23 protein-coding genes are annotated in these 24,197 nt (G+C 48.4%); 13 read left to right on the forward strand and 10 right to left on the reverse strand.

What is annotated here, in order from left to right:
• The 4 genes from ACOJS8_RS17490 to ACOJS8_RS17505 all read right to left on the reverse strand — a co-directional run.
• Positions 1 to 1,111: TonB-dependent receptor plug domain-containing protein (locus tag ACOJS8_RS17490; protein ID WP_420149833.1), on the reverse strand; the 1,111-nt coding region annotated here is incomplete at its 3' end.
• A gap of 543 nt (positions 1,112 to 1,654) precedes the next feature.
• Positions 1,655 to 2,221 carry a hypothetical protein gene (locus ACOJS8_RS17495; protein ID WP_420149834.1) on the reverse strand — a complete coding sequence of 189 codons (567 nt, stop codon included), beginning with the start codon at positions 2,219 to 2,221 and terminating at the stop codon, positions 1,655 to 1,657.
• Positions 2,222 to 2,272: 51 nt separating this feature from the next.
• Positions 2,273 to 3,919 carry a SusD/RagB family nutrient-binding outer membrane lipoprotein gene (locus ACOJS8_RS17500; protein ID WP_420149835.1) on the reverse strand — a complete coding sequence of 549 codons (1,647 nt, stop codon included), beginning with the start codon at positions 3,917 to 3,919 and terminating at the stop codon, positions 2,273 to 2,275.
• A 68-nt stretch (positions 3,920 to 3,987) separates the two neighbouring features.
• The gene (locus tag ACOJS8_RS17505) at positions 3,988 to 7,224 is read right to left on the reverse strand and encodes a SusC/RagA family TonB-linked outer membrane protein (RefSeq protein ID WP_420149836.1); all 3,237 of its coding nucleotides are present in this window, start codon (positions 7,222 to 7,224) and stop codon (positions 3,988 to 3,990) included.
• 240 nt (positions 7,225 to 7,464) lie between these two features.
• Here ACOJS8_RS17505 and ACOJS8_RS17510 point away from each other — a divergent pair, with 240 nt between their 5' ends.
• A complete protein-coding gene (locus ACOJS8_RS17510) occupies positions 7,465 to 7,599 on the forward strand; it encodes a hypothetical protein (protein WP_420149837.1) in 135 nt (44 codons plus the stop codon).
• 5 nt (positions 7,600 to 7,604) lie between these two features.
• Here ACOJS8_RS17510 and ACOJS8_RS17515 read toward each other — a convergent pair whose 3' ends face one another.
• Positions 7,605 to 8,384 (reverse strand): patatin-like phospholipase family protein, encoded by a 780-nt coding sequence (locus tag ACOJS8_RS17515; RefSeq protein WP_420149838.1) that lies wholly within the window; start codon positions 8,382 to 8,384, stop codon positions 7,605 to 7,607.
• Between the two features lie 100 nt (positions 8,385 to 8,484).
• Positions 8,485 to 9,321, reverse strand: coding sequence for an MBL fold metallo-hydrolase (locus tag ACOJS8_RS17520; RefSeq protein ID WP_420149839.1), 837 nt, complete (start codon positions 9,319 to 9,321; stop codon positions 8,485 to 8,487).
• A 228-nt stretch (positions 9,322 to 9,549) separates the two neighbouring features.
• On the opposite strand from ACOJS8_RS17520, the gene ACOJS8_RS17525 reads away from it, so the two are divergent.
• From ACOJS8_RS17525 to ACOJS8_RS17540, 4 genes are read left to right on the forward strand one after another with little or no spacing between them, the layout of a single operon-like run.
• Positions 9,550 to 10,305, forward strand: coding sequence for a cytochrome b/b6 domain-containing protein (locus ACOJS8_RS17525; RefSeq protein WP_420149840.1), 756 nt, complete (start codon positions 9,550 to 9,552; stop codon positions 10,303 to 10,305).
• Complete coding sequence (locus tag ACOJS8_RS17530) at positions 10,302 to 11,123, forward strand: molybdopterin-dependent oxidoreductase (RefSeq protein ID WP_420149841.1); 822 nt, start codon at positions 10,302 to 10,304, stop codon at positions 11,121 to 11,123. Before ACOJS8_RS17525 ends, ACOJS8_RS17530 begins: the two co-directional genes overlap by 4 nt.
• A gap of 11 nt (positions 11,124 to 11,134) precedes the next feature.
• A complete protein-coding gene (locus ACOJS8_RS17535; RefSeq protein ID WP_420149842.1) occupies positions 11,135 to 11,872 on the forward strand; it encodes a DUF1223 domain-containing protein in 738 nt (245 codons plus the stop codon).
• Between the two features lie 55 nt (positions 11,873 to 11,927).
• Positions 11,928 to 12,329, forward strand: a complete 402-nt coding sequence (locus ACOJS8_RS17540; protein WP_420149843.1) for a hypothetical protein — start codon at positions 11,928 to 11,930, stop codon at positions 12,327 to 12,329.
• A 19-nt stretch (positions 12,330 to 12,348) separates the two neighbouring features.
• On the opposite strand, the gene ACOJS8_RS17545 is transcribed toward ACOJS8_RS17540, so the two are convergent.
• Positions 12,349 to 14,751 (reverse strand): family 78 glycoside hydrolase catalytic domain, encoded by a 2,403-nt coding sequence (locus tag ACOJS8_RS17545; protein WP_420149844.1) that lies wholly within the window; start codon positions 14,749 to 14,751, stop codon positions 12,349 to 12,351.
• Between the two features lie 155 nt (positions 14,752 to 14,906).
• On the opposite strand from ACOJS8_RS17545, the gene ACOJS8_RS17550 reads away from it, so the two are divergent.
• The 7 genes from ACOJS8_RS17550 (at position 14,907) to ACOJS8_RS17580 (ending at position 20,527) form a co-directional block, all read left to right on the forward strand.
• On the forward strand, positions 14,907 to 16,397 hold the full coding sequence (locus ACOJS8_RS17550; protein WP_420149845.1) for a xylulokinase: 1,491 nt from the start codon (positions 14,907 to 14,909) through the stop codon (positions 16,395 to 16,397).
• Between the two features lie 36 nt (positions 16,398 to 16,433).
• Complete coding sequence (locus ACOJS8_RS17555; protein ID WP_420149846.1) at positions 16,434 to 16,679, forward strand: DUF433 domain-containing protein; 246 nt, start codon at positions 16,434 to 16,436, stop codon at positions 16,677 to 16,679.
• Positions 16,680 to 16,682: 3 nt separating this feature from the next.
• Positions 16,683 to 17,066, forward strand: a complete 384-nt coding sequence (locus ACOJS8_RS17560) for a DUF5615 family PIN-like protein (RefSeq protein ID WP_420149847.1) — start codon at positions 16,683 to 16,685, stop codon at positions 17,064 to 17,066.
• Positions 17,066 to 17,548 carry a hypothetical protein gene (locus ACOJS8_RS17565; protein WP_420149848.1) on the forward strand — a complete coding sequence of 161 codons (483 nt, stop codon included), beginning with the start codon at positions 17,066 to 17,068 and terminating at the stop codon, positions 17,546 to 17,548. The genes ACOJS8_RS17560 and ACOJS8_RS17565 overlap by 1 nt, the downstream gene beginning before the upstream one ends.
• Positions 17,549 to 17,619: 71 nt before the next feature.
• A complete protein-coding gene (gene xylA, locus ACOJS8_RS17570; RefSeq protein ID WP_420149849.1) occupies positions 17,620 to 18,960 on the forward strand; it encodes a xylose isomerase in 1,341 nt (446 codons plus the stop codon).
• Between the two features lie 58 nt (positions 18,961 to 19,018).
• Positions 19,019 to 19,459, forward strand: coding sequence for a nuclear transport factor 2 family protein (locus tag ACOJS8_RS17575; protein ID WP_420149850.1), 441 nt, complete (start codon positions 19,019 to 19,021; stop codon positions 19,457 to 19,459).
• A 237-nt stretch (positions 19,460 to 19,696) separates the two neighbouring features.
• Positions 19,697 to 20,527, forward strand: coding sequence for a hypothetical protein (locus ACOJS8_RS17580; RefSeq protein ID WP_420149851.1), 831 nt, complete (start codon positions 19,697 to 19,699; stop codon positions 20,525 to 20,527).
• A gap of 15 nt (positions 20,528 to 20,542) precedes the next feature.
• Here ACOJS8_RS17580 and ACOJS8_RS17585 read toward each other — a convergent pair whose 3' ends face one another.
• On the reverse strand, positions 20,543 to 21,367 hold the full coding sequence (locus ACOJS8_RS17585) for an enoyl-CoA hydratase-related protein (protein ID WP_420149852.1): 825 nt from the start codon (positions 21,365 to 21,367) through the stop codon (positions 20,543 to 20,545).
• A 108-nt stretch (positions 21,368 to 21,475) separates the two neighbouring features.
• Between ACOJS8_RS17585 and ACOJS8_RS17590 the strand changes: the two genes are divergently transcribed.
• Complete coding sequence (locus ACOJS8_RS17590; protein ID WP_420149853.1) at positions 21,476 to 22,591, forward strand: T9SS type A sorting domain-containing protein; 1,116 nt, start codon at positions 21,476 to 21,478, stop codon at positions 22,589 to 22,591.
• On the opposite strand, the gene ACOJS8_RS17595 is transcribed toward ACOJS8_RS17590, so the two are convergent.
• Both ACOJS8_RS17595 and ACOJS8_RS17600 read right to left on the reverse strand, forming a co-directional pair.
• Positions 22,592 to 23,569, reverse strand: coding sequence for a radical SAM/SPASM domain-containing protein (locus tag ACOJS8_RS17595; RefSeq protein ID WP_420149854.1), 978 nt, complete (start codon positions 23,567 to 23,569; stop codon positions 22,592 to 22,594).
• Between the two features lie 78 nt (positions 23,570 to 23,647).
• Positions 23,648 to 24,197: acetyl-CoA carboxylase carboxyltransferase subunit beta (locus tag ACOJS8_RS17600; protein WP_420149855.1), on the reverse strand; the 550-nt coding region annotated here is incomplete at its 5' end.

Genomic DNA, 24,197 nt, shown 5'->3' on the forward strand with positions numbered 1-24,197 from the left:
AAAGTTTCGACGTAGCATTGTGATCAACCGTCATGGTCCCGCTCATCCGGTTGAATTTGTTATTGATCAGAACGCCCTCCTCATCCCGGTAATTACCGCTCAGGTAAAAGCGCGTCCGTTCGTTTCCGCCCTGCGTCGAAAGCTGATACTGCTGGTAAATACCCTTGCGCATGACCATATCCAGCCAATTGGTATTGATTCCATCAGTAACCCCTTTGATTAGCCCCAGTTGATCGGGATTCTGGCCCGCGTTGATAACGGCTTCGCGCTGCAGCTCCAGCAACTGTGATGAATTGAGCAGATTCGGGCGTTTTACTACGTCGACCATGCCCCGCTGCACATCGGCCGTAATGGTTGTTTTCTGATTCGCCTTACCGCGTTTGGTTGTAATTAATACTACGCCGTTGGCGGCCCGTGAGCCGTAAATCGCTTTGGCGGAAGCGTCTTTCAGGACCTGAATGGATTCAATATCGTTTGGATTCAGTAGTGCCAGCGCATTATCGTTCTGACCACCGTAGCCAGTCGTTAACGCACCATTCTGCACCTGCACCCCATCGACAATGAACAGGGGGCGGTTGTTGGCCGAAATGGACGTATTGCCTCGTATGCGTACACTCAGCCCCCCCCCCGGCGTACCCGACGATTGCGTAACCAGCACACCAGCCGCCTGCCCCTGTAAGGCCTGATCGACACCCGTTACCGGAATATCCTTGAATTTATCGGAAGAAATGGAAGCAATGGAGCCGGTAATGTCTTTCTTCTGGGTGGTATTGTAGCCCGTCACGACGACCTGTGTCAGCTCATTGATCGACTCCTGCATCTGAACGTTGACGACGGTACGATTTCCAACTGTGACTTCCTGCGAATTCAGGCCGATGGACGTAAGCACCAGCACAGCATTTTGATTTGGGATGGCAATGCTGTAGTTACCATTGGCATCGGTACTAACGCCATTTGTCGTTCCTTTCACCACAATGTTTACGCCGGGAATAGCTTGCCCATCCTGCGCCGAAACCACTCTGCCTGAGATGCGAATGCCCTGAGCCAGCAGCCATCCGGGCAGGATAGCCAACAGCGCAGACCAGAAAAGTAGACTGTAAAATTTTCTCATGTATAGGTTTTATTCCAAACAATTTTCTTTTGGGCTTTTCGCGCTTCACCCATTGTAAGCTACGAAAATAGCTTAGCAAGCTACGTATTTTTAAACGTAAATTTTACTGTCATCGTATAAAAGGGTAGGTAAGCTATAGGGTTGCTGAGAAGTTCATTTCTTCTGCAAAATTTAAAGGATAACAACGCCTGTAGTTAGGCTACCTTACTACCTATACGTCAAACACTTACCTTTCGATGCAGCGTACCGAAACGTTTTATTCAGCTTTCCCCATTAGGTGCAGGTTTACATTAAAATTAGAATTTTTTGCTACCCTAGGGGTAGACGAGTCCAATAGCGATTCATTAGTCGGTGCGTTCCAGTAAGCCAGAAAGGTATAATTGGGAGTTAGGTTCTTGTTATCAACCGGAGTTTCCTGCTTAATCAGCCAGTACACAACGTATCCTATCCAGTAAAAAGAAAGCCTTACAACTCTTGTAAGGCTTTCTTTTTACTGGCCATTCCTCCGATGAAATGGTTTATATAAATTCAGGCTAACAATCCCTAGTTCACTACGTTCAATCGGTACACAAACGGCGAGCTATAAAAAGCGCCCCCTGTGATGTTTGCTCCTGTATTAGCTGCCGAAAACGATTTCCCATCCGTCAGCTTCATGGTTCCATTAATTTCAAACCGGTCGCCACTGGCAATATCAGTTGCCGCCAGTTTGGTAGCGGTTAAAGCTTCTGCACCCGTAACAGTAATTGTAGCCCGTGGATAGCCCGTTGTGGCATCCCTGGTAAAAGCGGATGCTGCAATCGACTTCAAGGCTACGGATGTACTGGCAATGGTTCCGTTTGCGGGTGTTGTGTCAACAAATCTGATCGTCAGATCATACGTAGCGAACAAAGCTCCCTGGTTGGGCGTAACGGCTTCAGCAACAAACTCCATCTTCGTACCACTCATGTTTGCTTTGCTAACACTAAAGGTCGCATTGCCAACCGGATAGGGGGTAACCGTGCGCATATACCCTCCGTTTTCGAAGTCTTTCACTTCCAGTTTGCTGACCATATCCGTTTTGCAGGCCAGCGCTAACAAACTCATCACAGTAAGAATCAACCAATTTTTCATCACCACTTACTTTTTAAGATTATGTGTGTTTTACAGATAGCGAGTCAATACTTATTTCAGTAAGCCCGCCTGATTGTTGTCCCAGAAAACAGGAGTGGTCAGGTTCGCTTTTTGCTTGGCGCTCGAGTTACGGACAATGTAGGTTGCCGGATAATAATAGGAGCGGGGGAAAGCGCCTGGGTTAGGATCGAGCGCAGGCTGCTGATTGGCAGGCTTGCCCGTACGGCGATACAGGTTATAGGCTTCAATTCCATTGCCGTGCAAAGCCAGCCAGTACTCCGTTCCAATAATATTCAGCTTAGCGTCGGTGGTCGTAGCGGCATCATAATCAGCCATCACTTTTGTTACGTATCGATTTACCTCATCCGCCCACACAAAGTTCCTGGATGCTTCGAACGTACTGATTTTGCTGCTTTCGATGGTCCCCAATACCATAGATCGCACATCAGCCATCGACTTTTCAATAGCTGATTTGAGAAGGTCTTTTGCCACACCGGTCGTACCCAGCGTCAGCGCAGACTCGGCCAGCATGAAGTCAACGAATGAGCGCATGATGATCGGATGAATACCGGCTCCACCCGCCCCGGCCCCCAGCGATACAGGTACGCCGGCATCGTTGTCGTACAAGCCTCCAGCCGGATAGACGCCCCAGGCGGTTCTCAATAAACCATCAGGTGGAATACCTTCATTGTTCAAATGATCGCGGCCCCAGTACCCGACGCTGGTTGGCAGACAGAAAACATCGGCATCCGTGTAGTGAGCGGGCTTGGCGTTCGTAATGCAACGTAGCGCGTTGACATCTGTCGGGTTCTTCACCGTCTGGCGATAGAAATAAAATCGAATACGAGGGTCCTGAAATCCCTTAGCCGAATACAGGGCTCCCATATACGAGTTAGATTGATAGTCACCGCCCCCTGTAGGCGAATACTGGCCTACGTATCGGGGATGGCGCGTATCCGGATTGGTCAGGTTAGTGCCGAATTTAAAGGCAAAATTCTGCGTAGCCGTCGAGATCAATTTACCTCCGGCAATCAGGGTATTGATAGCCGACGTAGCGCCTGCCTTATCGATTAACCGGCGATTCAGATAAATCTTCAGTTTCAGGGAGTTGGCAGCTCTGGTCCAGCTATCCGCATTTCCGCCGTAAATCAGGTCACTGCTGGCCGCCAGTTTTGAGGTCGCAGCAAAGTTGGCAATAGCTTTATCGAGTTCGGCCAGCACCGTTTCATAGATTGTTTGGCCCGTATCAACACCTGGGTTAAAATTGGCCGCATCAATTGCCTGTGAATAAGGTACATCACCAAATCCGTCGACCAAATTGAGCATAACCGACGCCCGTAACGTACGCGCAATACCAGCATGAACAAACAATTCGCCTGACTCAGCCAGCGGAATCAGCGTTTTAACATCGGTCATCAACCCCGCATAGGCAACCTCCCACCCGTAACTAAAGTTGTTGGGCGAAACGGCGTTGTCATAAATAGCGGAGCCCTGATTCAGCATCCGCGTCAGACGCATCCCGGGGTCACTCATCTCGTTGAAGTGAATCCGGTAATTTAGCTCAATTGAATTGAGCAGGTAATTGATGTCAGTATTACTAGTCGTTACAGCATTGGGATTGTCGAGCAAATCCAGTTTGCACGAACTAACAACGACCACACACAGCATCAGAACAAGTGTGCTTATTTTCTTAATCATTGTCTATAAATTTTTCCAGAAACGAGTTATGAGACGTGCGCTGCACGCATTCACTACGTTTTTTAGTGTTAGAACGTAATTTTCAATGTACCACCTAACCGTTTGGCACTGGGGCCCGTCAGGAACTCAAAACCAAGCCCGTTGCCAACGCCCAAGCCTAAGTTGTCAGTGTCGAAGTTCAAACCTTTGGGGAAATGGAGTGCTCGATACCAGAGATTATTGCCGAAGAAGGAAAGCGAAGCGCCTTTGATCGACAGTTTATTCAGGACCTTTTTCGGCAGTTGCCACGCCAGCGAGACCTCCTGCAACCGAATGGTTGATGCGTCGAACATACGCCCTTCATCGCCAAAGAAATAATACTGGTTGAAGTAAAAATCCGAAGAAGTGACCTGAATGTCGTTCGGCGTCCCGTCGGCATTTTTCACCCCTGGAACAATAAACGTTTGCGCCCGGTCTGTACCGGCCAGCTTACCATTATCTACGTCAACTAGGCCCCGACCAAGCAAAGCACCCGCCGTAGTAGAATACATGGCACCGCCGTGCCGATAAGCTACCATTACGTTAAGGGTCAGCGATTTATACTTGAACTCATTAATCAGGCTCGATGTGAAGGCCGGGTTTGGATTACCTAAAACAATGGGCGACGTAGTGGTTAGTAAATAGCCCTGTGCATCAATCAGATACTGACCCTGATCATTCCGGCGGTAACCGGTTCCTTTAATGACGTTGAATGGCTGGCCAACGACAGCGTAGTTACCAAGCGTTCCGCCAAAACCGGCAATCTGAACTTCCTGAATTGTTCCGCCCAAGTCCAGCACTTTTGGTACGTTGCGGGAGAAAACGCCTGTCAAATCCCAACTAAAATTACCGCGCTTAATAGCTGTTCCCGACACGCTAATTTCAACACCTTCATTACGGATCTTACCGATGTTGATCGTTGTCTCTGTATAACCGGTTGAAGCATCCAGCGGGGTTCGCGTAATCAGGTCACGAGTGTTACGTTGGTAAGCGGTAATATCGAAGTTAAGGCGGTTATTTAGTAATCGCCCTTCAAGGCCGAACTCAACTTCCGTGTGCAGCTCAGGCTTCAGATTCGGGTTACCCAGTACGTTATCTACCGAGTGCGTTTGTACAGTTGCGCCTGCTGAGTTTAGCCAGGCGCGAGCGCTCTGGTTCAACACGTTACGTGTACTATATGGACTCGGAAAACCTGCCGACGTACCAATCCCCGCTCTAAGTTTCAGGAAATTCAGGAAGCTATTATTCTGCAATCCACCGAAGGCCGACGTTGGCACAAAGGAAATACTACCCGACGGATAGAAAATCTGGCGATTGGGTACTTCCACGGTCGATGTCCAGTCGTTACGAGCTGCTACGTTCAGAAATAGATAGTCATTTACGTCGGCTGTGATCTCCCCAAAAACTCCGATCCGGGTTTGCTCAACACTTCCATCAAAAGCCTGATTGTCAATGAAATTGTTGTGCCGAAACAAGTTACGTGCTAGTTGATTCTGGCTGATGACAAAGCTATAGCTGGTTTTATCATTCCGCATGTTTCCGCCTAATCGGGCCGACACAGCAAATCGTTCGCTCACGGGTTTGCTGTACGAAAGGATTACGCTATTGTCCCAGATGGTGTTGCTAACGTCGTAGGTATTGTAGAAACCATTTACAAAATCGACTCCCCCTTTGTTGAATTTATACTCTTGGTGTTCATTATAGGTATCCAGACCCACTTTGTATAACAGCACCAGATCTTTCGCAATGTCATATGTGAGGTTGGTTGTTGTAAAGAATCGGTTGACAACCCCCGTCGTTTTGTAATTAGCCATAATCCAGCGTGGGTTCGGAATATCATTGCCGGAACGGAAATAAACGGTTCCACCATCGATTGGATTCTCGTAAGGCCAGCCCATTAAATCGACCTGACGGGGCGTATACATCACGTTTGCCAGTACAGACGGGAATCCTCCCAGCGTGTTGTTACCCTGGCCAGCACTTAACGGAGGAGAGAACTGATCGGTATTGGCAAAGTTGAACGACGCATTGATGCTCAGTTTTTTGTTTAGCTGCGCCCGGATACCGGCTCCCAGATTCAGACGGGTTAACCCGTTTTCCGGAATATAGCCCTGCTCCTTATTATAGCCAACAGACAGGTTGTAGCCCACCCGTTCACTACCCCCTGATAAGTTGAGCGACGTATTGGAGATTAGCCCGGTCCGGAAAAAATCCTTCACGTTGTCTGGATAAACCTGCATTTTGTATTGACCCAGCGAAGCAACGTAAGGAGCCATTGCCGCTTTCAGCGAAGCATTGGTCAGGAAAGCATACGGATGCTGCGTCAGCGCTGTGTTGGTATTCTGCGACGGATAGGCCAGCGCTTCAGTCAGTGTTGGACCGAAATTACTGAAGAAATACCCCAGGTTCTGCTGAAATCCGCCCACGTACTCATTCTGATAGTTTGGAAGGTGGGCCGTGTTGGCAAAAATTGATTGCGTCAGTGTCAGTTCCGTGGGTCGGGCTTTCTTGCTCCCGTTTTTGGTCGTTACCAGAATGACCCCGTTACGTCCCTGGTCACCATACGTAACCGTTGCGGCTAAACCCTTCAGCACACTGATATTTTCGATATTATTAGGATCAATATCCAGAAAGCGACTGGATGCGGATTGGCTCCCCCCCGTGAATCCAGTTCCCGTAGCGCCCGTAGCCAGCCCCCCACGCGTATTGGTGCTGGAGTTGAACGGTACACCGTCAACTACAAACAAAGGCTGGGTTGAGCCGGTAATTGACGAAAAGCCGCGTATGTTGATGCTTGTCCCCGTACCCGATACGCCCGACGTAGCGGTGATATTTACGCCCGGAATCTTACCCTGCAAAATACGGCCGACATCAGCCTGCGGACGATCTTCGATTGATCGGTTCTCTAACGTAGTGACGGCATAACCCAACGCTTTTTTCTCGCGCACAATTCCTTGCGCCGTTACAACAACCTCCTGCAGGCTTTTCGCGTCGGCGCTTAGTTTAACGTCAATTCTCGAACGATTACCTATTTCAATTTCCTGAGTAGCCGTCCCGACGAAGCTAAAAACCAGTACGCCCCCCGAACCAGATACGCCAATGGAATACGTACCATCAGCATCTGTGTTGGCTCCTCTTGATGTACCTTTCAGCACAACGGAAGCCCCGGGTATGGGCGAGCCATCTTCGGCCGCCGTTACTGTACCCGTAATTGTCTTTTCCTGAGCCCAGGCGGGCACCCAGATTGAGTATAGCAACAGCATACCCATTAGTAAAACTACCCTCATAAATTACATTAAATTTAGATTAATAAGTAAGTATTATTGACAAATATAAAGCAATATTGTACGCAATCAAGTTTTCAGAATAATACCTATTAATTGTATATTATATCTTCTTTTATCATAATGATAAAATTTTATTCTAATTTTAAGTATATATATAATTTATTGCTTTATTGCTATTCGAATCGCTTTATGAAGTACAAATTATTAATCGATTAAGTAATTACTGAAAGTACTACTCAGTTGTATATTAACACCCATGCAGTTCACGAACGAGTTTGTCCGGCTGAGGAGTCGGGTGAGTACGTAGAGAATAAACTGGCAGGAAATGCAAAACGCCGGATTGGCTTATCCGGCGTTTATCTTGTCAATATTTGATCTGTTCAGGCAATTTCCTGCAAGGGGCGATTTAGTGCTTTATCGATCGTGTCGCGCATTGATTGGGTGTACTGATAGCCTATGCGGAACAACTCCCGCGCCTTACTAATATCGGTGGTACTGTATTCAGCTAGCTGGGGAGGTTCGATCAGTACGTTGCATTTCGAAAACCGGTCTTTGGTTTTGCTCTGCACAGCCAATACCAGACTCCTTTCGATAACCCCCCGCATCGATCGAATGGGTTTGCGCGGCCCCAATACGTTACAATGTGACCCAATCAGAAAATCCACTTTGTTTTCAATCGTGTCGACGGGCAGGTTGTTCAGGACGCCACCGTCAACAAACTGACGCTTGTTAATTAACATCGGCTCAAAAATACCGGGCAGACAACACGACGCCAACACGGGCCGAATTAGCTCGCCCTGTTCAAATACGGTTAATTCGCCATCGTTGAGGTCTACAGCGGCTACGTGTAGGGGAATTTTTAACCCTTCGAAGGAGTCGTGCGGAATGTATTTACGGTAGAGATCAACCACCATGTCCAGACGTAGCAAACCCATTCGATTCCAGGCAGGGCGTATATGCCGTACAAACGATGAAGATTCAATAATTTTCAAACTCTCGTCGGGTGTATACCCATGCGCCAGCAGAGCGCCCGTAATTGCTCCGGCACTGGTACCAGCAATCTGGTCGAAATGGATATCCATTTCCTGAAGCGCTTTAATAACGCCCAAATGCGCTATGCCGCGTGCTCCACCACCCGATAAAGCCAAACCGATTTTCATACGTTTCAGGTTATTGACAGGATAACGGTGTGTCTGATTTTTTGGTTTAGGAACGTAGTGGAAGAGGCCACTAGTACGTCTGAAAAATCCGCACCACGTATTACAGAAATTCTGTCAGTTTGCCCTGTTCCTTAATCCGAATTCCTTTTTCGGTCATTTCGACGGTAGCTGCTTCCGTTACAGGGTCGTGCTCAAAAACTAAAATCCAGTTTTCGTCGGCGGCCTGTTGCAGTACGTTCTTTTTCTCATCCATTGTCAGCAGGGGACGTACATCATAGCTCATAATATAAGGTAATGGTACGTGCCCCGACGAGGGAATCAGATCAGCCATATACGCAACCCTGCGGCCATTTACCTGAAAAATCGGTAACGTCATTTTTTCGGTATGCCCATCTACGTAAAGCAGGTACGTATCGGCGTAAGGAAATATATTTTCCGATAAAAATTTCAACTGACCGCTTTCGTGCAAGGGAAGAATATTTTCGCGCAGAAACGACGCTTTCTCGCGTGGATTTGGATGAATGGCCCAATTCCAGTGATCGGGATGGACCCAATACGTAGCGTTTGGGAAAACCGGCGCCAGACTTTCTCCATTCCGTTTGACCGCTCCGCCGACATGATCGAAATGCAAATGGGTGAGTAATACGTCGGTTATGTCTGCTACGTCGTATCCTGCCGCCCGAATGGAACGGAGTAAACTGTCTTCTCCGTGCAGATCATAATGACCGAAGAATTTTGCATCCTGCTTGTCGCCAATACCCGTATCAACCAGCAGCAGCTGACCGGCTTCTTCGTAGAGCAGGCAACGCATGGCCCAGCTGCAGCGGTTTTGTTCGTCGGGAGGATTCAGTTTTTGCCAGAGCGGCTTAGGAACGACGCCAAACATAGCGCCACCATCTAATTTGAAAAGACCAGTATCAAGCGTTTGAAGAGGCATAAGCGTGTTTTTCGGCAAGTTAGGATTTCTCCCTGTAGCTCTCGAATAGAACCCCGATTTATATGATTACTATGTTTTAATCTGGGCGAATCGTACCGATCGTAAAAATCGGGGTTCTATTCGAGACCAACGTAGCGTATTATCGGGCTGGGGCGTTACGCTAAACCAAACTTTTAAGCCTTGTTAGACGTATATTTAATAGCCCATTGCTGTTGCGTACTACTCACTATGAAACGTATCGTTCATAAGCATCCACTAGCCATTCGGTGGTTTCACTGGATTAACTTTCCGGTGCTGTTCGTCATGATCTGGAGCGGCCTGCTGATTTATTGGGCGTATGATCCTTACAAAATTCAGATTGGCGACTACACACTGATTTCATTTTTCCCCGATGGATTCTATAAAGCGTTGAACGTACCGCGTCGGCTGGCCGAAGGTATGGCCTGGCACTGGGTATTCATGTGGTTATTTATTCTGAACGGGATTCTTTACGTTGGTTATACGTTTATTTCGGGCGAATGGCGCCATCTGATTCCAGATCGGCATTCGTTCAGGGAAGCGATTCAGGTAACGCTCTATGATCTGGGATTGCGAAAATCCCAGCCGCCATTTATCAAGTATAACGGTGCTCAGAAAATCGCTTACTCGGCTATACTGCTCATGGGAATTGGCTCTGTTCTAACCGGTTACGCTATTTACAAACCGGTTCAGTTTTCGTGGCTCACTACGTTGCTCGGCGGTTATGAAGCTGCCCGGCTAGAGCATTTTGTGCTTACACTCGGCTTCGTCCTTTTCTTTTTCGTTCATATTGTTCAGGTGATCCGAGCGGGCTGGCAGAACTTCCAGTCGATGATTACGGGCTTTGAGGTTATACAACCGAACGACCCCGATAGACCCCTAAAGGGAAAACCAACCGAAGATCATCCCACTGATCCGGTTGAGCCAATTGATAAACCTGTTTCTCCAACGCCAGCCTTATCATGAGTCAGTCATCAGAACCGCCCCGTCGGACCGCACAACTTCCCAAAGATGACCTTCCGGAATCGGTGGTGCGTCGGCGCATGATTAAAGCCTTTGGCTGGTTTGCTCTGGCCTCTGCCATCCCGGTGGGTATCTATGAATGGATTACGCACAGTGTTGGCGCGCAGGGGATCAAGCGCCCACTTCGGAAAGTCATAGAGGCTAACGAGCAGGTTGCCCGAACGTATTTTAGCGACAATCATTTAGTACGTACATTTCCGGTTGAAGCAGCTGCCAAAAAAGCGCGGGTTAATGGCTACGACGGGCTTAAATCGCCCATACCGGAAGACTGGAAATTACAGGTTGATCGGGTGAATGAGGAACCGCTGATGCTAAGCCTCGACGACATAAAGGCGCTTCCGAAACACGAAATTGTGTACGAATTTAAATGCATCGAGGGCTGGAGCCAGATACAACACTGGGGCGGAACGCGCCTGTCAGACTTTGTAGAAAAATATAAACTCGGCACCCGGCCTGGAGCGGCACGTAGCGGTAATTCCACTGGCGCCGACGCTCTGTTTAAATACATTGGCCTGGAAACGCCCGATAAAGGGTACTACGTGGGTATCGACATCGAAAGTGCTCTACATCCGCAAACGATACTGGCTTACGAACTGAACGGACAGCCGCTCAATGCGCCACACGGTGCACCGCTACGCTTGATTATTCCGGTAAAATATGGCGTAAAAAACCTGAAACGGATTGGCCGGATTTTCTTCTCCGACGAAAAACCACGCGATTTCTGGGCCGAACGCGGTTACGATTACTACGTTGGCTTGTAAATTTCTAAAGTATGCACTACGTACTGATTCTGCTAACAGCGTTTGGACTAGCAGCACCTCTACGGCCTCCGAAGCCAGTTGGCCCGGCTACTAAACCGGTTGTGGTGCTGGAGCTATTCACCTCGCAGGGCTGCTCCAGTTGCCCACCCGCCGACAAAGCGTTGCAGGAAATAACCCAGCAAGCGGCTAAATCCGGGCAAGCGATTTATGGGTTGTCCTTCCATGTTGATTACTGGAATCGACTGGGTTGGCAAGATCCATTTAGCACAAAACAATACACCGACCGCCAGCGTCAGTACGACCGTAACCTGAATACTCAAACCTATACTCCTCAACTAGTTATTAACGGTCGCCAAAATGTAATCGGCGGTCAGCGAAAACGTATTGAGCAAGCTATTCAAACGATTCAGAAACAACCGGTTTCATCGTTCATTGGTGTCGATGGAAGTCTTGTGCGGAATGCCAGACAGGTAACGATCAACTATGCATTATCGGCTGCGGGTCCATACCGGGTGAACGTAGCACTGGTACAGAAAGAAGCGCAAACGGTCGTGAAGAATGGCGAAAATGGGGGCCGAACCCTGCTGAATACGAACGTAGTGCGTCAGTTCAGAACCATTGATAATTCGGACGCATCAGGCAACGTAACGCTCCTCTTACCAGATGGCCTGACTGCCGACCAGACCGCCGTACTGGTTTATGTCCAGCGAAAAGACGACGGGCAAATTGTAGGTGCAAAACAGTTCTAAGAAAAACGTGGTTTAACTCACAACAAAGCATTGGTTCGTTACGAATCAATCTGTTATGAAAAAACTACTAACATCGCTGCCTTTGCTATTGCTGAGTTTGATGGCTCTGGCACAAACCAAAACCACAGCTCCTGCTACGTCCACAGCAGTAGTTTCTGTCATTGAGGGCGTTACGGGCAAACATTTCCAGCCCGATACGGCTTACGCGGCATTGTCGGAGGAAGACGAAACCTTGCTGGCCAAAGAACCCGTTGCCAACTGGAGTTTGTTGCAGGAATCGGGCAACATGACCTACTCGAATCTGGTTGTTGGCACCCGTTCGTATCAACTCGTTATTATTAAACCAGCCAAAACGGGAGTTCTCACAGCAACCTTACTACGTTTCGCCACGGCCAAATCAAAACCGGAGCCTATCGCCCGCGGTACGTTGCAGCCGAAAGAAGAAAAACCGAAATAATCCTTTCTGCGAATTAACTCTATAAACTCACTGTCTGCTTTCCAGACTTCAACGGTAATGTCTTGCCTTTCCAACGTAGCGTTCCCGTCAGATTTGGCGGCAGTGTTACGTTGCCGGTTAATCCGCCGGTTGGTGTTTTCTGGAATTGAACGGCTATCTCGCCCAATGGGTGCGGCATTTTCCCATCAACGGTTGTTAGGTCCCCCAGAAACGGTTCGATACGTACTGCTCTGAAACCAGGCTCGCCGGGACGAATGCCGCAGGTTATCGACAGAAATTCGTATAACGGCGATGCACTCCAGGCATGGCAATCGGAACGGGTAGGTTCAGGGTTTTCGGCAAACGTAGTCAGGCCCATTGCCAGCATGTCGCGCCATGGCTTTAATTGGCCAATAAACTGGTCGCCGAGGCCGGTTTTCTTAAGCGCTTCGAACAGATAAAATTTAAAGTAGAAGGTGGCTTGTGTCAACGAGTCCGGGTCGCCGTTGCGGTCGGCTATCGTTTTCTGTAATAAACCCGCCTGCTGATCCGTCGGCACAGCGTTTGCCAGGACGGCCAGTATGTTGGCGTGCTGACTAAACGAATTCTTGTCTGGCGTATCGGCAAACAAACCACGTCTGGCATCCCAGCATTGCGAAAATACGGCTTTGTTCAATCGGCGAGCCAGTTCCCGGTAATGTTCAGCTTCTTCATTACGGCCGTAATGGGCCAGCAAATCGCCCGCTCGGGTATAGGTATAAGCCTGTTGCAGGGAAAGAATGCTTGACCCGCCTTTTCGGGCACCCGCCGGAACACCACCGGAAATTTCGTCTTTTGCGTTCTTCCACTTCGACCAATCCACAAAATTCCACCATTCCATTGGGCCGTTCAGACCAGTTTTGGCGATACGTTGTTCGTGCCAGTTTAGTACGCTCAGAATACCCGGCAGCATCGATTTGACAAAGGCGTCGTCCTGCCGATGCATCCAGTAATCATGAATCATACAAACCCAGAATAGTGAAAACGTTGGAATTACCTGAAAATCAGCCGATGGATAACGACTTTGGGTCAAACCATCATTGAAGCGGCTATGGTCATAATCCATAATGGCTTTGCGCATGAGCCGGTCATCCCCCGTTACGTAGAGCGAAATCAGGGCTTGGATGCGCGTATCGCCGGTGTATTGCAATTGTTCGTAGTAAGGACAGTCGTAATACGTTTCACCCGCGCACAATCGGGCCGTTCGCCAGCCGACATTCCAAAGTGATTTCAGCGTTGTATCGCTCGTGGCAAACTGCGCTTTTTGCTCAAATGGGTAACCCGTAAACTGACCAACCAAATCGTCCAGCACCAGCGGTTCACCTTTCGTCTCGACGGTTAGTTGCAGATACCGATACGTCCGAAACCAGAGTGGCCGAAACGTGCGCTTAGCATTGCCATCGGCTACTAATTGATCATCAAAGCCACGCATGGTACGCCCTTCAACCTCATTTCGATTTCCTTTTTGTCCCTTCGCATCAATCAGCGCTTCTGCATAGGACAACGTAACGACAGCCCCTTTTCCGCGACTGACGGTAAGTTCGGGATAAGCATTCGTCAGATGGCCCTGGTCAAGCATAAATACAGCTTTCGTGTTCGCAGGAATGGTTACAGGCGATTTACCCTGTAGGAAAGCATTATCCATTTTGCCGTTTTCACTACGTCGGACGGCTGCCAGTCGGACCGTGTTTTCCTCCATCATCGGGATGGTACGTGGCACTAATCCCCAGTTTCCGTCCGTTCCGAGTCCGCGTGGTTTGGTTGGAAAGTTGAGCGGCTTAGCATTTACCCAGGCTTTATCATCAAAAGTAAGCTGCTCCCACCCCCACGGATACTGGGCCGCATCAACCCGGTCGCCGTCGCCAGCTACAATATAAGTTCGGAGTTTAGGAATATCGTTTTTAATAGGTGTATACGCCGGATTCTGAAAGATTTTCCATGTAGCGTCGGTATTGGCTATTTTTTCGACCTCGCCATCGCCCTGCAACAAAAAGCCAAGCTGATAACTCATCTGCGCAAACGGCGCTCCTTCGCCCATGTACCATACCTGCGCAGCCAATACGTTACGTCCTGGCTGCAAATACGGCGCCAGATCGAGGGTTTCGTAATTCCAGTTCTGCAAGTCGCTACGTGCCGGCCCCAGTGCTACCGATTTTCCATTCACAAACAGCCGATAGCGATTATCCGCCGATACGTGTACAACAAACCGGGCTGGTTTCTGCGATAGCTCAATGGCTTTGCGAAAGTGATAAATTCCGTATTGTCGGGCAGGAGCCGTTGGGTGCAGAATCCAGCGAGCAGGCCAGTAATAATTCGTCCAGTTGGATGCTGGGGTGGGCGTTTGGGCGGACCCCGATACAAAGAGTACAAAGAAGAAAAACGAAAGGCTAAGGCGTCTTTTCATAGCAAGCAAATAATATGCAAGATAGGCGGGTAATGGCAAATTCATTGACTTTGCTGAACTGCTACGTCTAACATGCCGACTAAACTTTACCAAAGTTTGAAACTTTACCAAAGTTGACGGTACTTTCGCGTAGAATTTCCTTAGCCAATAACCGCATGTATTTTCTTGGATTCGACCTCGGCAGTTCGTCTGTTAAAGCTTGTTTAGTTGATGCCGATAGTGGCAAGGTTGTCGCTTCAGCCTTCTTTCCTCAACCCGAAATGATCATCGAAGCCCCGCAGCCGGGTTTCGCTGAACAACAACCCGAACTTTGGTGGCAAAACGCGTGCCTGGCCAGCAAGTCTGTCATGCAACAGGCTAACATTCATCCTGACGACGTAAAAGCGATCGGCATTTCGTATCAGATGCACGGGCTGGTGGTGGTTGATAAGGAGTTTAACGTATTACGTCCGTCGATCATCTGGTGCGACAGTCGGGCTGTTCCTTATGGCAATGCGGCTTTTGATGCGCTCGGCCACGACCGTACGCTGCACCATCTGCTCAATTCGCCGGGCAATTTCACGGCGGCAAAACTGGCCTGGGTAAAAGCCAACGAACCTGACGTTTACGCGAAAGTTGCTCATTTTATGCTCCCCGGCGATTACCTGGCTGCCCGCATGACGGGTGAGATCGTTACAACTGCGTCGGGCTTATCAGAAGGAGCCTTCTGGGATTTTCAGGCACATGAGCCCGCTCAATTCTTACTCGATTATTTCGGTTTTAACACAGCACTTATTCCGACCATAAAGCCAACGTTTGCGCCACAGGGCGAATTAACGACTTCGGCGGCTACCGAACTGGGCCTTTCTGCCGGAACGCCTGTTACGTATCGTGCTGGCGATCAGCCCAATAATGCGTGGTCGTTGAACGTACTGGAACCCGGTCAGATTGCCGCTACCGCCGGTACGTCGGGCGTAGTATACGGTGTTAGCGACCAGGCCAAATACGATCCGAAATCAAGGGTTAATACGTTCCTGCACGTAAGTCATACGGCTGAGGCTCCGCGATACGGTGTTTTGTTGTGCGTAAATGGTACGGGTATTCTGAATAGTTGGCTACGTAATCAGGTTTTGCAACGTTCCATCAGCTATGCCGATATGAACGTACTGGCGCACGAAGCGCCCGTTGGTGCCGATGGTTTGGTGTGTTTACCATTTGGCAATGGCGCTGAACGGATGCTCGAAAATTCGGATTTGGGCGCGTCGTTTCATGGTCTGCAATTGACACGTCATGGCTTACCTCACATGATTCGAGCCGCGCAGGAAGGCATCGTGTTTGCGCTTTACTACGGCATTCAGATTATGGAAAGCGTTGGCGTTGGCCTCCAAACCATCCGGGCCGGGGAAGCCAATATGTTCCTGAGCCCACTCTTCCGCGATACGTTAGCTAACCTTACGGGTGCTACAATTGAACTGTATAATACCGATGGTGCTCAGGGAGCTGCGCGCGGTGCCGGATTGGGACTGGGTCATTATAAAAATGCACAGGAAGCTTTTACCGGCCTTCACGTAACGAAAACCATTGAACCCGACATGCGTGCACAGGAAGCTTATCGGGAAGCGTATGGACGCTGGCTGCTGGCCCTAGAAACCATTACTAAACTGTAATCAGTTTGTCTGTAATTTCGCCAAAAACAACTCGACATGAAATACGCTCATCCAAGATATTCACGTATTACAATCGATCCCGACGTATGTACCGGTAAACCGTGTATACGTGGTATCCGATTTCCCGTCACTTCCTTATTGGCGTATCTAAGTAGCGGAATGACTTATGAAGAATTGCTAACCGAGTTTCCTTTTCTGGAGCGCGAAGACATACTCGAAGCTTTATCTTTTTCATCCGAAATGCTGCATGAGAATTTTTTTCCGCTTCAGAAGGCTGCCTGATAGATGAATTTTCTACTTGATGTTAATATGCCGCCTTCTTTAGGAGAAAGTCTGACGACTATTGGCCATTCATACCGCTGGGTTCCTTTGTGCATGGAACCAACAACCAGTGATTTTACTATTATACAGGAGGCTGCTATCACAGGCGAAGTTATTTTAACGCATGATACCGATTTTGGTACACTGCTTTCATTCCTCAGTACCACTAAACCTTCGGTCGTTTTATTTCGGATTGATAAAATCAGTGCTAGCCTTTTTTTCACTCTTCTGGTGAATAATTGGTCGTTGATTAGCCAGCCATTAAAAGATGGTGCACTGATTATTTTTGAGGAAGATAAAATTCGGATTCGGGAATTACCGATCAGCCGACAAAAGAGGAAAAGCTAATGAACCTAGTTTTCGCAAAACTGAATTACAAAGCCCAGCCCGAAATTGTCGTTATCAATGCGCCGGATGAATTTCTGCCCGCTGTTGATGAGATGCGTTCACTGACGGCCATCGTTACTGATCCGGAACAGATTCAGGACGGTAATTTTGCCATAGCCTTCGTTAAAACGCAGAAAGAAGTCGATACGTTGAGTCAGGTTTTGACCGAAAAGTTGAAGGATAATGCGGTTCTGTGGATGGCTTATCCCAAAGGCAGTTCAAAAAAATATAAATGCGACCGGGCGACGCTTCGCTTTAATCGTGATACGGGTTGGGCTACGTTAGGCAAACTAGGCTTTGAACCCGTCCGAATGGTAGCAATCGACGATGATTGGAGCGCACTACGTTTCCGCCGAGTAAAGTACATCAAAAAAATGACGCGCCAGGAAAGCGGAGCCATTTCCGAACAGGGCAAAGCAAAGACGCGCCGGGAAGTGATTTAATCGCTTTTTATAGAGAGTAAGGTCCACTTATTTTTAACTTTTCAGTCCGTTATTATTTCAACCAGTCAATCATGCCTACAACAAAACTAACTCTCGGCGAAAAAACGTATTTCCCTTTTCTCGATAAGCCAGTTCAGTACGAAGGCCGCGAATCTGACAATCCGCTGGCGTTCAAATTTTACGATGCGAATCGGTCTATTCTGGGGAAACCCATGAAAGACTTGTTCCGGTTTGCTACCGCCTACTGGCATACCTTCTGTGGAACCGGGGCCGACCCGTTTGGACCAGGCGTTAAGCACTTTCCGTGGGACGCCAATTCCGATCCGCTGGCAGCCGCTCACGACAAAATGGACGCGGCTTTCGAGTTCATTACGAAAATAGGCATGGAATTCTACTGTTTCCATGATGTAGACGTAGCGCCCGAAGGAAACTCCAACGCCGAGTTTGAGAAAAATTTTCGCAAGATTGTTGACTACGCCAAGCAGAAACAGACTGCCAGTGGTGTAAAACTGCTGTGGGGAACGGCTAATCTGTTCTCGCATGAACGCTACATGAATGGCGCTTCGACTAACCCTGATTTTCACGTACTGGCACACGGCGGCTGGCAGGTAAAAAATGCCATCGACGCAACCATTGAGTTAGGTGGTTCGGGCTATACGTTCTGGGGAGGTCGCGAAGGGTATATGTCGCTGCTAAATACCAACATGAAGCGAGAGCAGGAGCACTTGGGTAAATTCCTGCAAATCAGCCGGGACTACGCCCGCAAGCAAGGATTCAAAGGAGCTTTCTACATTGAACCAAAGCCGATGGAGCCAACCAAGCACCAGTACGATTTCGACGCGGCTACGGTGGTAGGCTTCCTGAATAAGTTTGGTTTGCAGGACGATTTTGAGTTGAATATCGAAACGAACCACGCTACGCTGGCGAATCATACCTTTGCGCACGAACTACAGGTAGCGGCTGATAATAACATGCTTGGCAGTATCGACGCGAACCGGGGCGATTACCAAAACGGCTGGGATACTGATCAGTTTCCGGTAGATGTCTATGAATTGACCGAAGCCATGCTGGTAATTCTGGAAGCGGGTGGCCTGAAATCCGGTGGTGTGAATTTTGATGCGAAAACCCGCCGAAATTCAACGGATCTGGAAGATATTTTCATCGCCCACATTGGCGGGATGGATACGTTTGCACGAGCCGCTATTGCCGCTGAAGCCATTCTGAACAAATCGCAGTATAAAAAATTACGGGCTGAACGCTACGCCAGCTACGATTCGGGCGAAGGTGCGCGGTTCGAAAAAGGTGAACTTACCCTGGAAGATCTGCGGGAGTATGCAATGAACAATGGAGAGCCTAAGCAACTCAGTGGCAGGCAGGAGCTGTACGAAATGATTCTGAATCAATACATTTAGCAGAATTTTCTTTTTTCGAACGTTTAGTCATACTCCGAAATCAGTTCTTTGTTCGCCCATGAAAACGCTCTTGTTACTTCTCGCTACGTTACCGGTTTTTGCACAAACCAATACCGACGAAGCCGCCGTTTCAACAACCATTAAGCAGCTCTTTGATGGTATGCGCAAAAACGACTCAACCCAAGTCAAAAATGCTTTTTTGCCCGGTGCTACGTTGCAAACGATCGTAAAAAGCAAAGAAGGCAACGTATCAGTACGTAACGAAGATATTGGGAAGTTTGCGGCTTCGGTTGCGAAAGCACCACCGTCTTCTCTGGACGAGCAACTGACAGGAATGGAAATTAAGATTGACGCCGAACTCGCTACTGCCTGGACGCCCTACACCTTTTATTATCAGTCGAAAAAAAGTCACTGCGGAGTCAATGCGTTTACGCTGGTGAAGGTGAACGGCAACTGGAAAATCCAGAATATTATCGATACGCGCCGAAAATGTGATTAATCAGTCATAAAATCATCGAACGCAAATGAGCCGCTGGTTAATCAACCAGCGGCTCATTTGCGTTAATTGCATTCGGAAAACTCAATTTTTTAAATAAAAAATAACATATGCTACCGTTTAATCAACTTTTTTCATACACTTGTATATGTTTTAATGGGCAATGATTACACGACAATTCGTGCTGTCCGGAACACTACTTGTTTACCCGTTCATTTTTTCACCCTAAATCCTATTACCATGAAAACTTCCCGTTTACTTACTACGTGTGTAGCCATGAGTGTTCTGTTAGGGGCCACTATGAGTTGCGATCAAAAAATTACAGAATTAGCTCAGCCTGCATCAACACCCACGGCGGCTCCGGGCAATGAAAAGATTTCCAGATTACTGGAACGTACGCTGCGGGAAGGAACTCAGGAGGAATACGATGCCATTACAGCGGAATATAAAGCCCTGAGTTTTGACGAATTAGAGTTGTTTAATAAAGTGAAGACAGAGATTGATCAGGAGCGGCTCGTGCAAAAGTTGGCTCAATCGGGTGTGAAACTTAATCAGACACAACGTCAGATGGTAACGGGTTCACTCCAACAGGCCAATTCACTACGTAGTGCTGTCAACAGGCAATCTGTAGCTTTATATGGCGTACCATACAATCAGCTTGCGGATTCGCTACTTTATAGCTTGCTGGAACGGGAATCTGTAAAGCACCCAATTGATGTACCAAACTTCAACCCGGAACCGTCGGCTAATGCCCGGGCTGCGCAAGTCATGGCCTGTACAGCTGCCGATTTCCCATATGTATCAACCAAACTATCCGGTAATAGAAATTGGAATTACTGGGGCTGGAAAAGAACCACCGGTTCGAATGACTGCGACATCGAATTTCGCTATTCTGGTTATCTTTTCAGATTTTATCCCAAAGACTGGTTTGCTGAACGGCTTTGCGACAGTTTTAACAATAGGATTCTCCGTCGATCCAATAATACGTATACACGTCTTTTGATGGGCGCATGGCGGGTCATCTTCTGGGAAGGCGATCCGGGTCTTACCAGCGTAGATATGCGCAGCTAAATAGCCCGGCCGCTATTATTTATGATGGCCGCCCCAGGTCGGTTTCCGCTTTTCCAGGAAAGCCGACATGCCTTCTTTGGCATCGGGCGTTTGCTGAAGCTGCTGAAACTGGTCATACAGAAAAGCCTGCTGTTCGTCGGATGGCAGGCTTTTTAATTGCTGATAGGCCCGCAAGCCGAATTGCATAGCCGTGGGCGACATCTGTTTTAATTCATCGGCTAGTTGCCTAATCGTGTCATCTAACTTTTCAGTCGACACTACGTTCGTTACTAAGCCAACGGTTTGCGCATCGGAGGCTGTAAGCGTTCTGGCCCGTAAACAAAGGTCAAGTGCGGTACGTGCTGGCATGATTTCCAGCAAAACAGCCAGCACCTGAAACGGGAACAGCCCGCGTTTGACTTCCGGCAAACTGAACGTAGCCGATTCTGTCGCTACGATGTAGGTACTGCCTCCTACCAGTAAAAAACCTCCTGCGTACACAGGACCCTGTACCCGTGTGATGCAGGGCTTATGCAAACTCGCCATCAACTCGCCTAACCGTACCGGTCCCGCTGGTGCCGGAACCGTAGCAATTTCAGCATCGCCCAGTGCCAGACTTTTCAGGTCCATACCGGCGCAGAACGTATCACCCGCAGCAGCTAGGACAACCATCCAGACATCGGTAGCATAATGCGCATACGTCAGTGAAAAAGCCAGTTCGTTAAGCATTGACGGATTAAGCGCATTCTTTTTTTCCGGTCGATTTAGCGTGACGGTCAGCACGTGATCATCGAGCGACGTATGCAGGTATCGGAGCCCTTCAAGGGGTAACTGAGCAGCCTGTTCAGCGGTGTACAACATAGCGGGAAAGATACGGAAATACCGCTTACTAAATCCTTAAAGCCAAGCATATAAGAATATGTCTATTATGAGTTATGTGTATAATTAACGCCTAGGTTTTAACGTAGCATGAAGCTCTCTTTATTTCTGATTCTGACGCTATTATGCGCTCAACTGGCGCAAGCGACACACTTGATCGGCGGTTATATTCAGGCCAAGTCAATTTCAGGTTCGGCACTTACTTACGAAATAACCGTATCTCTTTATATGGATCAGGTTATGGGTACTGAAGCCGCTAATCAGGCAATGTCGGTAAGCGTTTGTTTCGGCGATGGTACTTCCGGCATTGTATCCCGGCAAAGTCAGGTAGTATCACTAAATAGACTAGTCAGCTTAAATACTTATCGGATAATTCATACATACGCAGGTGCAAGTACTTACGCGTTAAGCGTCTCAATACCTAATCGAACCGTTGCAAAAAATATACCTAATGCTGATTATCAGCCATTTCATCTAAATACAACAATTGTTACCAACGTAACGAATCAATCGCCTGCACCCGGTTTTCCAGAAGCCGGTTTTCACATCGGCGTCAATCAGAAAGCAACCATTTTGCTAAAGGCGACAGATGCGGAAGGTGATAGTCTGGTCTATAGTTTAACGAAGCCATTGACGAGTACGGACAAAGAACCTTGCCTCACTAAGCCAGTTCCTGCTTATCAGTTTCCAAATGACGTAACACGGCAAGGTACTTTCAAGCTCAATAGTAAAACAGGTGAGCTGGTGTGGAATGCTCCTGTCCAATTGGGTAATCACAGCATTGCTTTATACGTATTAGAATACCGGAATGGGATTCTAATTAGCCAAACAACGCAGGAAATTACCTTAGTGGTAGATGATTTACCGGGTTTCCCCAGCATTATGCCCCCTTATGAACCGGCCGTAGAAGGAGCAGGAGCGGTTGTTACAGCCATAACAGACTATGTTGACTCAGATATGACGTTCACTACGTTCCCCAATCCGGTTGATGACTGGCTACAGGTACTTATCCAGAGCAGTAATGCTTCGACGGCGGTGGTTCAGTTAGTGGATATAAACGGCCGAAAGCTTCATGAATCGGTCTTCACTAAGATGGCCCGGAAGCATGAGCAGATTATCAACATGAGTGGCCTAACATCGGGGGTTTATTTTCTTCGCGCTGATGTGAATGGTCGTCCGCTACTCCGAAAGATTGTCAAAAAATAACTAGATCAGTTGTTTCCAGGTACCTTTTATCCAGTTGTATTTTAGGGTACTGGGAAGCGCCTGCCAGAAATACTTAGTCAGTTCAACGGCAAAAGACGGTTGCATATAGCAGTTGATGGCACAACCCTCGCAACCCGGCAATCGACCTTCCAAAGCTACCAGCTTCTGCACTTCGTCGGAGCGATAAAGGTCATACAGATTATTAGCAATTGGGAATTCTTTCAGACCCAAATGATAGCAGGGTAATACAATTTTATTTTCAGGCGAAATGACAACCGTTGTGCTACCCGCCCGGCAAACGGGATCATCGACATGATTCCCCCCATCGCGACGAAGTTGAACGAAAGCGTCGTTTAGGTAAACATTTTTTTGCTTACCCCACCACGACATTTGCCGCAACGTATCGTCCGAAAAATGGGCGCCCACTTCAACAGAATTATACTCGAACACCGGATTCAGGATAAGGACCAGATCATTTGGCAGGCAGATTTCCTCGTACATCTGCCGAATTTGGTGGACATTATGCTCAAAAACCGTGAACAGAATATCGGGGCGTTCGCCAAGCTGTCGGGCAATAGCGATCGATTCCATCACCTTATCGAAGCATCGTACTCCACGCGAACGGTCATGCTCTTCAGCAATTGGCGAGTCGAGAGAGAAATGAAGCATATCAACCAGCCCCTTTAACTGCTCAGCCTGTTTGGGATAAAGCAGGGCGTTGGTGGTAACGGTTGTAATCAGGCCAAGTTGTTTGGCTTCCTGAAGCAGCTCGGGCAATTGCCGGTGAAGTAAAGGCTCTCCCCCCGTAAAGTCGACCACGCGAACGCCTAACCGTTTTAGATCACGCAGGTTTTGCCTGGCATTTTCCAGCGTTACGTATGGCGAAGGCCGCTCCCATATGTCACAAAAGCTACAACTCGCGTTGCAGCGATACGTAACGTAGTAATTACAAAGAACCGGATGGGAGACAAGGCGCATGGGCGTGGGTCAGCGAGCAGAGTGCACAGGGCATGGGAACTCTACATCAACCCTATGCCCTGCGCCCCATGCTCACTGCTATTGTAACATTCTAAATAAAGTCACCACTTTGTCTTTCAGATCTTTCCGATCAACGATGAAGTCCAGGAATCCATGTTCAAGAACGAATTCGGCACTCTGGAACCCTTTAGGAAGATCTTTACCAATTGTTTCCCGAATGACGCGCGGACCTGCAAAACCAATCAAAGCTTCTGGTTCTGAAATATTAAAATCGCCTAGCATGGCGTAGGAAGCCGTAACGCCCCCTGTAGTTGGATCGGTCAGGAGTGATACGTAGGGAAGTTTGGCTTTATCCAGCAAGGCTAGCTTAGCGGATGTTTTGGCCATTTGCATCAGCGAAAAACCCGCTTCCATCATGCGAGCCCCCCCCGAGCGCGAAATCATCAGAAACGGCGTTTTGCTTTCAAGCGCGTGGTCAATAGCCCGTGCAATTTTCTCGCCCACAACTGACCCCATCGAGCCGCCAATAAAGTTAAAATCCATGACGGCTATCGTAACGGTCAGGCCGTTCACTTCGCCGTATGCCGTCCGAACAGCGTCTTTTAGCCCCGTTTTCTCTTCCGTAGCC

This window comes from Spirosoma sp., from assembly GCF_048594605.1.
In the GTDB taxonomy this organism is placed as follows: domain Bacteria; phylum Bacteroidota; class Bacteroidia; order Cytophagales; family Spirosomataceae; genus Spirosoma.

What these genes read in the sequence shown, in the direction of transcription:
- ACOJS8_RS17495 (WP_420149834.1), bottom strand. Translation starts at nt 2,221, where the DNA reads ATGAAAAATTGGTTGATTCTTACTGTGATGAGTTTGTTAGCGCTGGCC.
- ACOJS8_RS17500 (WP_420149835.1), bottom strand. Translation starts at nt 3,919, where the DNA reads ATGATTAAGAAAATAAGCACACTTGTTCTGATGCTGTGTGTGGTCGTT.
- ACOJS8_RS17505 (WP_420149836.1), bottom strand. Translation starts at nt 7,224, where the DNA reads ATGAGGGTAGTTTTACTAATGGGTATGCTGTTGCTATACTCAATCTGG.
- ACOJS8_RS17515 (WP_420149838.1), bottom strand. Translation starts at nt 8,384, where the DNA reads ATGAAAATCGGTTTGGCTTTATCGGGTGGTGGAGCACGCGGCATAGCG.
- ACOJS8_RS17520 (WP_420149839.1), bottom strand. Translation starts at nt 9,321, where the DNA reads ATGCCTCTTCAAACGCTTGATACTGGTCTTTTCAAATTAGATGGTGGC.
- ACOJS8_RS17525 (WP_420149840.1), top strand. Translation starts at nt 9,550, where the DNA reads ATGAAACGTATCGTTCATAAGCATCCACTAGCCATTCGGTGGTTTCAC.
- ACOJS8_RS17530 (WP_420149841.1), top strand. Translation starts at nt 10,302, where the DNA reads ATGAGTCAGTCATCAGAACCGCCCCGTCGGACCGCACAACTTCCCAAA.
- ACOJS8_RS17535 (WP_420149842.1), top strand. Translation starts at nt 11,135, where the DNA reads ATGCACTACGTACTGATTCTGCTAACAGCGTTTGGACTAGCAGCACCT.
- ACOJS8_RS17540 (WP_420149843.1), top strand. Translation starts at nt 11,928, where the DNA reads ATGAAAAAACTACTAACATCGCTGCCTTTGCTATTGCTGAGTTTGATG.
- ACOJS8_RS17545 (WP_420149844.1), bottom strand. Translation starts at nt 14,751, where the DNA reads ATGAAAAGACGCCTTAGCCTTTCGTTTTTCTTCTTTGTACTCTTTGTA.
- ACOJS8_RS17550 (WP_420149845.1), top strand. Translation starts at nt 14,907, where the DNA reads ATGTATTTTCTTGGATTCGACCTCGGCAGTTCGTCTGTTAAAGCTTGT.
- ACOJS8_RS17555 (WP_420149846.1), top strand. Translation starts at nt 16,434, where the DNA reads ATGAAATACGCTCATCCAAGATATTCACGTATTACAATCGATCCCGAC.
- ACOJS8_RS17560 (WP_420149847.1), top strand. Translation starts at nt 16,683, where the DNA reads ATGAATTTTCTACTTGATGTTAATATGCCGCCTTCTTTAGGAGAAAGT.
- ACOJS8_RS17565 (WP_420149848.1), top strand. Translation starts at nt 17,066, where the DNA reads ATGAACCTAGTTTTCGCAAAACTGAATTACAAAGCCCAGCCCGAAATT.
- xylA (WP_420149849.1), top strand. Translation starts at nt 17,620, where the DNA reads ATGCCTACAACAAAACTAACTCTCGGCGAAAAAACGTATTTCCCTTTT.
- ACOJS8_RS17575 (WP_420149850.1), top strand. Translation starts at nt 19,019, where the DNA reads ATGAAAACGCTCTTGTTACTTCTCGCTACGTTACCGGTTTTTGCACAA.
- ACOJS8_RS17580 (WP_420149851.1), top strand. Translation starts at nt 19,697, where the DNA reads ATGAAAACTTCCCGTTTACTTACTACGTGTGTAGCCATGAGTGTTCTG.
- ACOJS8_RS17585 (WP_420149852.1), bottom strand. Translation starts at nt 21,367, where the DNA reads ATGTTGTACACCGCTGAACAGGCTGCTCAGTTACCCCTTGAAGGGCTC.
- ACOJS8_RS17590 (WP_420149853.1), top strand. Translation starts at nt 21,476, where the DNA reads ATGAAGCTCTCTTTATTTCTGATTCTGACGCTATTATGCGCTCAACTG.
- ACOJS8_RS17595 (WP_420149854.1), bottom strand. Translation starts at nt 23,569, where the DNA reads ATGCGCCTTGTCTCCCATCCGGTTCTTTGTAATTACTACGTTACGTAT.